Source organism: Lentilitoribacter sp. Alg239-R112, from assembly GCF_900537175.1.
GTDB lineage: Bacteria > Pseudomonadota > Alphaproteobacteria > Rhizobiales > Rhizobiaceae > Lentilitoribacter.
Genome location: NZ_LS999834.1, coordinates 388,050 through 400,777 on the forward strand (window position 1 = coordinate 388,050; position 12,728 = coordinate 400,777).

At 42.6% G+C, this 12,728-nt stretch carries 11 protein-coding genes; 6 read left to right on the plus strand and 5 right to left on the minus strand.

Annotated elements, in window-relative coordinates:
• The first annotated feature begins 306 nt into the window (after positions 1-306).
• The 3 genes from G3W54_RS15165 (at position 307) to guaB (ending at position 4,261) form a co-directional block, all read left to right on the plus strand.
• Entirely contained in the window at positions 307-1,887 is a 1,581-nt protein-coding gene (locus G3W54_RS15165) for a Ppx/GppA phosphatase family protein (protein ID WP_244627951.1), read from the plus strand.
• Entirely contained in the window at positions 1,880-2,569 is a 690-nt protein-coding gene (locus tag G3W54_RS15170) for an RlmE family RNA methyltransferase (protein WP_162654115.1), read from the plus strand. The genes G3W54_RS15165 and G3W54_RS15170 overlap by 8 nt, the downstream gene beginning before the upstream one ends.
• Positions 2,570-2,764: 195 nt before the next feature.
• Positions 2,765-4,261 (plus strand): IMP dehydrogenase, encoded by a 1,497-nt coding sequence (gene guaB / locus G3W54_RS15175; RefSeq protein WP_162654116.1) that lies wholly within the window; start codon positions 2,765-2,767, stop codon positions 4,259-4,261.
• Positions 4,262-4,282: 21 nt separating this feature from the next.
• Here the strand turns inward: guaB and G3W54_RS15180 are convergent, their stop codons facing one another.
• A complete protein-coding gene (locus G3W54_RS15180) occupies positions 4,283-5,251 on the minus strand; it encodes a LysR substrate-binding domain-containing protein (RefSeq protein WP_162654117.1) in 969 nt (322 codons plus the stop codon).
• 115 nt (positions 5,252-5,366) lie between these two features.
• Here G3W54_RS15180 and G3W54_RS15185 point away from each other — a divergent pair, with 115 nt between their 5' ends.
• Positions 5,367-5,663 (plus strand): DUF1127 domain-containing protein, encoded by a 297-nt coding sequence (locus G3W54_RS15185; protein ID WP_162654118.1) that lies wholly within the window; start codon positions 5,367-5,369, stop codon positions 5,661-5,663.
• A 93-nt stretch (positions 5,664-5,756) separates the two neighbouring features.
• On the opposite strand, the gene G3W54_RS15190 is transcribed toward G3W54_RS15185, so the two are convergent.
• The 4 genes from G3W54_RS15190 to G3W54_RS15205 form a co-directional block, all read right to left on the minus strand.
• Complete coding sequence (locus G3W54_RS15190; RefSeq protein ID WP_162654119.1) at positions 5,757-6,566, minus strand: DUF937 domain-containing protein; 810 nt, start codon at positions 6,564-6,566, stop codon at positions 5,757-5,759.
• A gap of 87 nt (positions 6,567-6,653) precedes the next feature.
• Positions 6,654-8,027, minus strand: coding sequence for a glutamate--cysteine ligase (locus G3W54_RS15195; RefSeq protein WP_162654120.1), 1,374 nt, complete (start codon positions 8,025-8,027; stop codon positions 6,654-6,656).
• 123 nt (positions 8,028-8,150) lie between these two features.
• Positions 8,151-8,888: a 16S rRNA (uracil(1498)-N(3))-methyltransferase gene (locus G3W54_RS15200; protein WP_162654121.1), complete on the minus strand. Its 738-nt coding sequence runs from the start codon at positions 8,886-8,888 to the stop codon at positions 8,151-8,153.
• A 101-nt stretch (positions 8,889-8,989) separates the two neighbouring features.
• Positions 8,990-10,174, minus strand: a complete 1,185-nt coding sequence (locus tag G3W54_RS15205; RefSeq protein ID WP_162654122.1) for a glycosyltransferase — start codon at positions 10,172-10,174, stop codon at positions 8,990-8,992.
• Positions 10,175-10,354: 180 nt separating this feature from the next.
• On the opposite strand from G3W54_RS15205, the gene G3W54_RS15210 reads away from it, so the two are divergent.
• Both G3W54_RS15210 and G3W54_RS15215 read left to right on the plus strand, forming a co-directional pair.
• Positions 10,355-11,359: a glycosyltransferase gene (locus G3W54_RS15210; protein ID WP_162654123.1), complete on the plus strand. Its 1,005-nt coding sequence runs from the start codon at positions 10,355-10,357 to the stop codon at positions 11,357-11,359.
• A gap of 52 nt (positions 11,360-11,411) precedes the next feature.
• Positions 11,412-12,719: a radical SAM protein gene (locus G3W54_RS15215; protein ID WP_162654124.1), complete on the plus strand. Its 1,308-nt coding sequence runs from the start codon at positions 11,412-11,414 to the stop codon at positions 12,717-12,719.
• Positions 12,720-12,728: the final 9 nt, after the last annotated feature.

Here is a 12,728-nt window from a genome sequence, read left to right on the forward strand (position 1 = left end):
CCCTTGATCGCTAGAACTCATAATGAATTCGATCAATGATTTAATTTTGCAACCGGTTTCAAAAATAGTCAATAGTGAATCTTATTCTAATACGCAATTTTTTTTAGAACTTTGTTTTTAAAAACAAAATTTGAAATTCCATTTGCTAAAACTCTACGGATTCGCGTCTCCAAAATTGAACACGTTAAAGTAAAACAAAGTAATTCAGCCTTTTTTACCAGTGTTTTTGCATGTCTTTTTCATAAACCTATGGAATGCATTCCACACAAGCATCTCGTACAAGCATCTCATTCTAGGCATCTCATATTGGGTATCAAAATAACTTTCGAAAAATCGATTGTATTTCTTGCAGACACTGTTACTGTGTTTTCAACGACAAATATTAGGCGCCTGATGCATCTCGACGATTGCTCGGCGCTGATAGGATACGAAGTGAACACCCCATTGCGCGGCCAAAAGGCTCCTCTGGGAGGAACACCTGAAAAGCCTCTCAACGAACGCATACCTAAAAGTGATGCTACCGGAGAGGCAAAAAAAGGCACTAGACGTGCGCCTGACTTGCCTGAATCTGTTGGCAAAAACTTGGGCGACAAAGATAGTGATGTTTCTTCCGGAAATCCAAATCAGAAGAAGCGCCGACGCCGGCGTCGGAGAAATAATGCGCCCAATTCTGAGGGTCATGCAGAGCAGCAAGTCGCCCGCAATAAACAGCAACATAATCAAAAACCTGGGAAGCAACGTAATGAACGCGGCGGCTCTCCCGACCGTGAGCAACATGCAAACAGAAAGACACAAAGCCACGCAAAACCATATCAAAACCAGCAATTATATGCGGCACTTGATCTTGGCACAAACAATTGCCGCCTGCTTGTTGCAAGGCCTACCAAACATGGTCAATTTCATGTTGTAGATGCTTTTTCGCGAATTGTACGCCTGGGTGAAGGACTGGCCGCTAGTGGCGCTTTATCCGATCATGCAATGGAACGGGCCATTGGCGCGCTTAAAATCTGTGCATCAAAACTTGCCCGCCACAAGATCAAAAAATATCGGCTCATAGCAACCGAAGCATGTCGGCAGGCTTCCAACGGCGAAGCATTTTTGAAACGAGTTAAGCTGGAAACAGGACTTGATCTTGAGATGATCAATCGAGAAACCGAAGCGCGTCTTGCGGTTTCTGGTTGTGCATCGCTCGTCGAACGAGATACCAAATCAGTTATCCTGTTCGATATCGGTGGTGGATCTTCGGAAATTGCAGCAATTCATTTTGATCAAAGACGAACAGCGCGTCTTGCGAACCACATCAAATCATGGACATCCCTGCCCGTTGGCGTGGTCACTCTTTCGGAACGTTTTGGCGGTAAGGATGTCACGCCTGAAATCTTTGAAAACATGGTGCAAACCGTTGATACTATGCTGCAGGAAACTGCCCCTGAAGCCATGCTTGCTTTTGATCCAGGATTAGAGGATTTTCATTTGCTTGGCACATCTGGCACAGTGACAACCTTGGCTGGTCTGCACCTCAAATTACCCAAATATGATCGCAGGCAGGTGGATGGTCTTTGGCTTGCTGATGAAGATGTCGATAAGATGCTCGACAAGCTACTTTCGTGGGATTTAAAAGCACGCTCTGAAAACCCTTGTATAGGACCCGATCGATCTGATCTGGTTTTGGCAGGTTGTGCTATTATGCAAAGCATTCGAAAGCGATGGCCTTCAACAAGGATGCGCGTTGCCGATCGGGGTTTGAGAGAAGGTCTCTTAAACGATATGATGGCCCGTGATGGTGTATGGCGGAGAAAACGCCGAAGTCGAAACCGTAAACGCAAAGATCAGAATAATTCAAACCAGCCAAACAGCAATGTGAGAAGTGGCGAGCAAAATGAGTAAAAAAACCACAATCGCAACAGGTCGAAAGCTTGGCCAGCGCGTTAAGAAAAAGAAGCTGAAAGCATCTTCACGACAATGGCTCGAACGTCATTTGAATGATCCTTATGTACAAAGATCAAAGCATGAAGGTTACCGTTCACGCGCGGCTTTCAAACTTTTAGAAATTGATGAAAAACATAACATCTTGAAAGGTGCAAAACGCATCATAGATTTGGGTGCGGCACCGGGCGGTTGGTCGCAAATCGCATCGAAAGTGACGGAGTCATCCGATCTCGATCCGAAAGTAGTCGCAATTGATTTCCTCGATATGGATCAGGTACCAGGCGTTTCATTTTTAAAGATGGATTTTTTGGATGATGATGCGCCAGAACGGCTAATGGAATTATGCGGGGCTGCACCCAATCTTGTATTTTCAGATATGGCATCCCCAACAACAGGTCATCGCAGAACTGACCATTTACGCACACAATATTTGTGTGAGATCGCGGCTCATTTTGCTGTTGAGGTATTAGCGAAGGGTGGACACTTCTTATCTAAAACGTTCCAAGGTGGAACTGAGAATGATATTTTGAATATGCTGAAGAAAAATTTTCAATCCGTTGTTCACGTCAAACCACCAGCGTCACGCGCTGAATCAGTCGAGCTTTATTTACTTGCTAAAAACTTCAAAGGGCGTGATTAAGTTCTTACAAGCAACCTTGAAAGGTATGAAATTCATATAATTGGGATTATTCTTCAAATCCCAGTTCACAATCAAGAATTTCCGTGTTACGAGCCAGCGTCAACTCCTTATGAAATGACGAGCTTCTAGAATTTCAAAACTCTCTATGCAAATCCTCTTTGCAATAGTTGCTCGATAACAGAAATGGACTTGACGATGGCAGAGATCCTCCAAACCCCAACAGGCCTTCAAGCCCTTACTTTTGACGACGTGCTTTTGCAGCCAGGCCACTCCACTGTGATGCCAAATCAGGTCGATGTAACAGCGACAATTGCCAAAGGCATTGAACTTAACATACCGATTTTATCTTCTGCGATGGATACGGTCACAGAAGGTCGTCTTGCCATTGCAATGGCGCAAGCTGGCGGTATAGGCATTATTCATCGAAACTTAACTCCGGAAGAACAGGCTGCTGAAGCACGAGCCGTTAAAAAGTTTGAAAGCGGTATGGTTGTCAATCCTGTCACCATTGGACCAAATGAGACCTTGGCAGATGCGCATGCCTTGATGAAAGCGCATAAAATTTCTGGTATTCCGGTCGTTGAAGATAAACAACCAGGCAAGGCAGGCAAGCTGGTCGGCATTATGACAAACCGTGATGTGCGCTTTGCTTCTGATCCAAATCAGAAAATTCATGAATTGATGACTAAGGACAATTTGGTTACGGTTCAAGATGGCGTTGCACAGGAAGAAGCCAAACGACTTCTACATCAACATCGCATTGAAAAGCTTTTGGTTGTTGATGATGAATATCGCTGCGTTGGCCTCATCACCGTCAAAGATATCGAGAAAACACAACTTAACCCAAATGCTTGCAAAGACGACCAAGGTCGCTTGCGTGTAGGCGCTGCAACAAGCGTTGGGGATGATGGTTTTGAACGCGCTGAACGTCTTATTGATGCAGGTATCGACCTGTTGGTTGTCGATACAGCTCACGGACATTCTCAACGGGTCTTGGATGCTGTCATGCGTATCCGAAAATTATCCAACTCAGTTCGCATTATGGCAGGTAATGTCGCAACAGAAGCAGGCACAAAAGCACTGATTGATGCTGGTGCTGATTCCATTAAAGTTGGTATTGGCCCCGGCTCAATTTGTACAACTCGGATTGTTGCGGGCGTGGGTGTGCCACAACTATCTGCCATTATGTCAGCTGTTCAAGGAGCAAAAGGCACGGGCGTTCCAATTATCGCAGACGGAGGGATCAAGTATTCTGGTGATGTTGCCAAAGCTCTTGCAGCAGGCGCTGATGCGGTGATGATTGGATCACTTCTGGCCGGCACTGATGAAAGCCCGGGCGAAGTTTATCTTCATGGAGGACGCTCATTTAAAGCTTATCGCGGAATGGGGTCAGTTGGCGCTATGGCAAGGGGTTCTGCCGATCGTTATTTCCAAGCAGAAGTTCGTGATACGCTTAAACTTGTGCCTGAAGGTATTGAAGGACAAGTTCCATATAAGGGACCAGTTTCCGGTGTTCTTCATCAGTTAACAGGTGGCTTACGTGCCGCAATGGGATATGTAGGTGGCAAAGACCTAAAGGAGTTTAGCGATGTTGCCAAATTCGTGCAAATCTCAAATGCCGGGCTACGTGAAAGCCATGCTCATGATGTGACAATTACTCGTGAGAGCCCAAATTACCCAGGAGCGGGCTAACTACGTACTAGCCTCAACTCGCTACCAGGTAAATTTGCTTCCTGCTGCAGCATTTACTGCATTGTTATGTGCCAGCAAATCACCTGATTGACCATTGGGTTGGTTAACCAACTGAGATTTTGTGCCGTTTGGAGTGATATTGTCCAAGCTTGCAATGATATGCTTGCTCAAGGCTTCGACGAGTGTTGGTGCAGCACCAGGCCGTTTTAACAGCCCAATTTTTGTCATTCCTATTTGGGGAAAATTATCAGCCTCTGTTAAAATGCGCATACCATATTGCAATGCACATTCAGGCAAAGGTGCAACTGCTAACCCTGCCAAAACAGCTGATGCAATCACCGTTGCAGAATGGCTGGCTACGATAACCCGATAATCCCGATTTGCTTTATCCAACGCCGCAAATGATACGTCTCCCCAACAGCAGCCGTCCCGTCCGATTGCCAAAGGGATCACCTTTTCTTCATGAACCATATGGTTATGTGATGTTACCCAATAAAGCGGCTCAGTTCGGATGACTTCCGATAAGTAATTCACATCGCCATGCGTTACCAGAGCCACATCTAACTCATTATTATCCATCCGCGAATGTAACTCTCGTGATGGCTCGCAAATCACATTTAGTTCTATATTTGGGTGCGTTTGCGCAAATTGGGCAATAATGCTGGGCATAAAACGATCAGCATAATCATCAGGAGTTCCAAAACGAATAGAGCCTTCCAATTGTTCGCCGGAAAACGCATTGATTGTCTCATCATTAAGTTTCAGCATTTTGCGCGCATAATCCAGAAGCTTTTCACCATCATCACTCAGACGATTGATGCGGCCATCTTTTACAAAAATCGGCTGACCGATTCTTTCTTCCAAACGGCGCATCTGCATAGACACAGCGGATTGTGTTTTGAAAACCTGTTCTGCAGCACGCGTAAAGCTGCCTGTTTCAGCAATCGCGATAAATGTATTCAATTGATCAAGATCTAAAGGATTTGGCATCTTTTCATTCCATCAAAATTATTGATAAGATACATTAGAAATATTCGTTGGAATGATCAATCATAATTTGACATATATTCACTATCGAAACCCAAGACTTAGATGGAGAGATAGTATGACTGTTATCAACTGTGGCAACACCTGCACTCTGGATCAATCCATCCAGATGACAGAAACCGTAAAAATACCGTTGCTCACGAAACTTTGGGCGACCTTGCGGCGCCTCGCGAAAGCAATGGAAAATAGGCGTTCTGTTGAAAAACTATATTACGCATCGGACCATGAACTAGCTGACATAGGTCTTAGAAGAGAGGATTTATATATTATTCGCAGAGCGAGTATCTTTGAAGATCCGTCTTATGACCTACAAGCACGAGCACTCAAACATGGACGAATCTTGAAGATGGATTAAATGTGTCCCCCGCAGGCCGCGGCAACTCCCGGCCTGCCTTTTGCCCGACTGTTCGCCCTTAGTGACGGTCGGGCTTTTTTAAGGTTTTTAGGATTACTTCTTGTCCATACCATCTAGGAACTGATCAAAAATACCATCCATATTTTTTTGGTACTCATTTTGTACAGTGCGGCCCGTGTCGAACATTTTTCCAAATAGCTCGTCATAGGGGTTGGCTGCTTCTTTATTAGATGTTTCTGGTTGGCTACCACCAAACATATTACCAAATGGGTTTGAGCTGCCGCTCGCCATATTTCCCATCATACCTTCCATCATTTTGCCGAAAGGATTATCTTGTTGCTGGTTATTGCCGGAAGCACCGCCAAGCATGCCGCCTAACATGTCGCCAAGTGGATTTGAGCCACCTTTAGAGCCGCCCATCATCTGACCCATAAGATCGCCAAAAACATTGCCACTACCGCCACCCGACATAGCCTTCATTTGATCATTGGTTTGATTAAACATGCCGCCCATCAATGTGCTTGCAATTATCGGAAGCAATTGCTTGATAATATCTTGACCAACACCACTTGCAGCCTCTGCTTGCGCTGCGACGGCGCGGCTAACATCTTTTGACCCAAATAAATGACCCAAAATGTTGTTTCCATCTGCTACACCTTCTGATGAAAAGGCATTTGCAGCATTTTCAAAATATTGTGAATGATTACCGGAAGATAAAGCTTTCATAAATTGGCCCATTGCATCTGGCGAAGAAACGTTCCGCTTTAAGCCATTTGAAAAAGCCGGCATCATTGCTTCAAGTGCGCTGTTCATCTGAGACTGATCCAGGCCAAATTTTTCAGCTATATCCTTCATAGCGCTGCCATTTTGCGCATTCATCAACATATCAAACAAAGGTAACATTTAATTCTCCCTGTGGCCGCACTTTAGCAGACTTCAATTTATTATAGTCCTATTGCGACTGTACGTCGAGTTGCGAATTTGCAAAACCTAGTAAGCATATTTTTCAAAAATCGGGTCCACGCTGCCGTTCCACTCGCCATGATACAGCGACAAAAGTTCTTCCGCAGGTGTTCTACCCGACGCAATAATCTCTTCCAGTGGTTGAAGAAAATAAGTTTCATCACTACCTGTCTCATTCATAATCGCCCGTGATCTCAATCCAGATTTAGAAATTTCGAGCGCATCCCGAGCCACGTCCAGAAGGGGTCTACCAGCAATTTCGCATTTAAATCCGTCACGCGGCACCTGATCCCGCAAACCCAAGACATCTTCATATGTCCAATCTTTGGTCAATTCCAACGCATCTGACATCGCATTATCATCATAAAGCAGACCAACCCAAAAGGCTGGCAATGCGCATATGCGCTTCCACGGACCGCCATCAGCTCCACGCATTTCGATAAATTGCTTTAGACGCACATCAGGGAAAACTGTCGACAGATGATTTGTCCAATCGCCTAAGGTTGGCTCTGGATTAGGTATTTCGCCTTTGAGAGCACCGTCTCTAAATTGACGAAACGTAACATGGGTTACATCGTGATATTTGCCATCGCGCAACACAAAATACATTGGCACATCGAGTGCCCATTCAACATATTTCTCAAACGAAAAATTACCTTCAAACACGCAAGGCAGTATTCCAGCGCGTGCATTATCAGTATCGCGCCAAATATCTCCACGCCATGATAACAAGCCGTTTGGCTTTCCATTCGTGAAAGGAGAACTTGCAAAAAGAACCGTCGATAGCGGCTGCAATTTCATGCTGGCCTGCATTTTTTTTCGCATGTCCAATTCGGAACTGAAATCCAAATTAACTTGAATTGTGCATGTTCTATACATCATATCAAGACCTTGCGTGCCAACTTTTGGCATATAATTGGTCATGATATCATAGCGGCTTTTGGGCATTCTCGGCGTTTCTTCAATCGTCCATTTTGGACTACCGCCAAGACCAACAAACTTTATACCCATTGGTTCTGCCACCTCTTGAAGGTGTCTTAGATGTTGATTTGATTCAGAACAGGTTAGATGAATATTCTCAAGAGGTGCGCCGGAAAGTTCAAATTGCCCGCCGGGTTCCAATGAGATAGCTCCACCTCCGCTTTTTGCCGCAAGACCGATAATTTTTCCCGCATCAGTGATTGGTTCCCAGTCAATTTTATCAGCCATGCCATTAAGCAACGCGGATATGGACCGTTCACCTTCATACGGCACCGGAGAATGATCATCTGCAAAGAAAGCAAACTTCTCATGTTCTGTACCAATCCGAAAATCTTCGCGAGGTTTATTTCCAGCCTCAAGATACTCAACCATTTGATGGTATGATGTTAACGGGGTCTCATCTGTTGTGTCGCGTGCCATTCTCAACACCCTTTTACTTTTTGTTGTGCAAGCTCGCTCGCATTTTTCTCATTTGATTGAACGTTTAATGCATATGGTGCAAGCAAAATTTATTTAAAGAGCGATCAAAAATAATTCATCTCTTTAATTCCAATCGCCAATTGTCGCCTGGATTATTGAAATTGCCGACACCATTGCCGTGTCAGCGCGCAAAATCCGAGGTCCAAGCGGTATAGATGAAACGTGGTCCATTTCATTCAATATTGTGCGCTCTTTCTCAGAAAACCCGCCTTCTGGGCCAACTAAAACAGCGATTTCTTTGCTAGCTAATTCTTGGAGGGTAGGTATCGGATTGTTAGTCTCATGACCTTCATCACAAAAGACTAGATGCCGTTCATCATCCCACTGAGTAAGAATATTTAGCAGTTTTTGCGGAGTACGCAGTTCTGGAATAGAAAGAACGCCACACTGTTCAGCTGCCTCAACAATATTTGCCTCTAAGCGCTTTTCATTTACTTTATGCAGCTGTGTATGATCTGTGAAAACAGGCTGAATGATGCCAGCTCCCATCTCAGTCATTTTTTGCACCATATATTCAAGTCGACCGACTTTAATGGGCGCAAATAGAACCATCAAGGATGATTGTATGGGTTGAGTTCTGACCAATTCAGTTAAAGTCGCACTGGCTTTTTTTCGCCCTATGTTTTTAAGCTCACACAGCCACTCACCATCTCGACCGTTAAAAACAAGAAGCTCAGAACCTTCTTTTAACCGCAGAGCATTTAGAAGATAATTGGAATGTTCTCGATTTAAATCAAGCATCATCCCCGCAGACAAATCAGCGTCGACATGTAGCCTTTGGAGACGAAAGTTTGCACGCATACCAGCTATCCAATAATGTCTATAAAAACGATGGATTTATTTTAGGAGTTGAGGGACAGAGATTCAATGCAAGCAACAGATTAATTGAGAACTCAATTAACTTAAGCCACCTTCTTATGTTTTTCGATGATCTTGAGACCAAGATTACTTGTTGGAGGAATAAAATTCTCTAATGCCGAATAAAACTCGGCTGGATTTGCAGCTCCAAGCGCATTTTTATCGATGAACAAATACCCATGAAAGCAACCGACTATATCTTTTTGCTCAAGAAATCTCTGGCTGTATCGCGGCGTAAATTCATTGGCGAACTTCCCCTCGCACCAATTCCCTATGGCCTTCTCATACAGGGTGGATAATTTATCAAAATATTCCGCTGAATATATAGCATTGCACTCATCTTCACGTCGTTTAACGAAATTACTCTCCCAGCCATCAACAATAAATTCGTCGCCGTACTTATCTGCAAGCCATCTGAGAGCAACAGCACCAAGAATTTTAGGGCTCCAGGCGTTGGAAAAAGGAAACTCTGAAAGACTATCTTTTACTTCAATATCTTTATAAAAAAGGCTTTTCTTTCGTTCAATGTCCTCAAAGACAGTTGCCTCTGAAAGCATCTCCTCACTTTGTTCACTTATGACTGACAATGGACGCTCCATAAATGCCAGCTCATTAGCTTCCGCGAGCACTTTATAGCCAAACTCATAAGCAGTAACGGGATGTTCAAAGTAAACGCCGCTAAACTTCGCACTTATCCTCTCAATCAATTCACGCTTAACAATTCCATGATATATATTAAATGGAATTAATCCTTCCTTTTCAAAACCGAAGAACCGCTTTTGCATCTTCTTTTTATCAACTTTGAAGGCACCGCTTTCCAAACTAATTTTCGTAGCTCGAATTTCATTTCTATGCTCAGGCCAATCATAATCGACTTTGTTCCAACCGACAGACTCTACGTCCGGAGCTTCATTTTTCATTCTTCTTATTATTTGGACGATTTTTGGGTCACAATGATCTGAATCTGAAATAAAGGTAATCCAATCACCTTTGCATTCGGTAACTGCTTGGTTCCAATGCTCAATCCTATCTTTTGCAACTACATGCACATGCCGCACGCGATCATCGTTTAAACCATCAATATATTGTTTAAGGTCTTCATATTTTTTTGACGCATCAATGACTAATAGTTCAAAACCTAATTGCGCATCTCGTAAGATCCCGGAAATTGTAGTTTTGCAAATCTCTTGATTATCGCGGGTAAGAACACAAATTGATAGTTCTGTCATGATTTTAAACCTATCGTTTTGGCCAGAGAATACGACCCAAAACTTGCTTCAAACTGAAGTTGACTCGGCTAAATACTCAAACTTTCAAAAGACTCGCGTCTCTGACCTCTGGCATAATTTGCCAAGGCTAGTTTTTTTTGACAAGCTACAAAGAACAATTCCTCAGAGTAAGTTAAATCAATGAAAAAACTAAGCATTTGCATTCCAAATTATAATTGCGAAAAGTATCTAAAAAAATGCATCGAAAGCGCTATCAATCTAGATTATGCCAATAAAGAAATCATTGTTGCGGATGATTGTTCCTCTGATAACTCGGTTAAAGTTGCGGAATTGTATAAAGACGAGATTAAGCTAATTATTAACAGAGATAATCTAGGTCAAACTAAAAACACAAATCTGGTACTTGAGAATGCCACAGGTGATTACATCATCTTACTTCATAGCGATGATTTCTTACTACCTGACGCGACTATCCAGCTATTATCAAAACTAGAGAACCATCCAAATGTCGTAATGGCGGCTGGGGAGCGGTTCATTTGCGATGAACAAGATAACTTAAAACCAGAGACTGCTCTTTATAATTGCAACTGTATTATTCCCGCGTTTGAGCAAGCAAGGGTGTTTATGTTTACATCCTTCTTACCTTGCCAAGTCATTGTCAGATCTTCAGTTATGCGTAGGATTGGCGGAGTGAATGTTGATCACGTTGTAAATCTTGATGGCTTATTATGGTTCACATGTGCACTGCAAGGCGACGTTCTTTATTCGCAAGAGCCCGTGGCCGCTTACAGAAAACATTCTGCAAGCACGACAGCGCAATATAATCGTACTTCTGACCATATTATTGAGTATTATCTCACACTCCGGGAAATGCATAGGTTAGGAAAAGGAATACCTGTTCTAGAAGACAATTTCGCATCCTCCAAAAAAAGAGTAGGAGAAATAGGACTTAAGTATGCAGCAGAACCATTGAAAGAAGGATTAGTAGACATCGCACATGAATATTTGAACTTAGCCAAGACGTTTAATTGCGACATTCATAGAAAATATGAATTCAAATTAATTGAGTTTTGCTGCGAAAACTATGATTCAATAGAACCTCAGTTAATGACAGATTTGCTGAATTCTGTTGATAAGCCAAGAAAGGAAAGCTACGATCCACCTAAGGGGTACATAAAGATATAAGTTTTCTTTCAGCGAAGGTCTTTTTCAAATTTTGAGATCGAGATAACAGCCAATGTTAGACACACCTGCCAAAAATTACCCTTACCCAGTCCGGGATCAAGATTTAGATGCACTCCGTGAGACCGGCGTCTTGATATATGGCGGTGGCAAGATTGCACAACACCTCATTGATACTTTCAATATCGAGAACATTAAAATTCATGAAATTTGGGACATTCACGCAGAGAAATTAAAGTCATGCAATGGTATTGACCTAACTTTGCCAGATTTTGACAAATTTGATGAGTATATCAAAAAAACGGTGCCTGTTATCATAACTATTTTTGCAGAAAATGGCTGCAAAAAAATGAAGCAAAAACTTAGAAATAAAGGCTTTCAAAATGTCATAATTGACCGACAATATATTAATAGCTTGTGCTTTCATAAATGCGATGAATTGTTAAAAAATAACCAATTCAAATTTGATATCGCTGTTTGTCATACCTGCCCAGTTCAAAAAGATGAAGACGTTGGCTGCCCCATTTTTTCTGACGAAATTCTAGGAAAATCGTCTATCAGAAGACGAACTGAAACATCTAATTCTGACTACACTATAAGGTCCATGGGTGTCCTCATCACAAGTAAATGTAATCTTACTTGTGTTGGCTGTAATCATTTAAGAGATCACTACAAAAAAGAAGACAATGTAGATCTTAAAGCAAACATGGTGGTCAACGACTTGAAGAAAATTGCATCTGTCGTATCCTTCATCAAGACTGTCGTACTCGTTGGAGGCGAAGCTTTTTTACACCCTCACGCAGCGAAGGTGATTGAAGAAATCTTGAAAATACCTAACATTGGTATCCTTCAAATAATTACCAATGGTACCGTTACGCGGAACATGGGCAGTATCTTACCATTATTAAAAAATGAACGTGTCATGGTGGAAATTAGTGGGTACGGTGATTCAATTTCCAAACATCTACAAAAAAAACGATCCGATTACATAAATCTTCTGGAAAATGAAGGTGTTAAATATAGGTATGTCGAGTCATTGATGTGGACTAACTTCGGTGGATTCAATAAACGAAACTTCACTGAACAGAAAATAGAAGACATCTACAAAGCCTGCTGTTTCGTTTCAAATGACTTATTTGACGGTAAATTATTCAAATGTAGTCGCAGTGCTTATGGCACTAAAATTGGGAAAATTCCTGATTATCCTTCTGACTACGTTAATGTAAGAAAACTTGACGGCGACGATTTACTAAATGCGCTCAAATCCTATTTCAAAGATGTTCGTCCACGCGTCTGCAATCATTGCAACGGAGCGTTAGCACCATCTATGAAAGCTGGTGTACAAGTTGATAGCCCACGTTAACAATAGTTA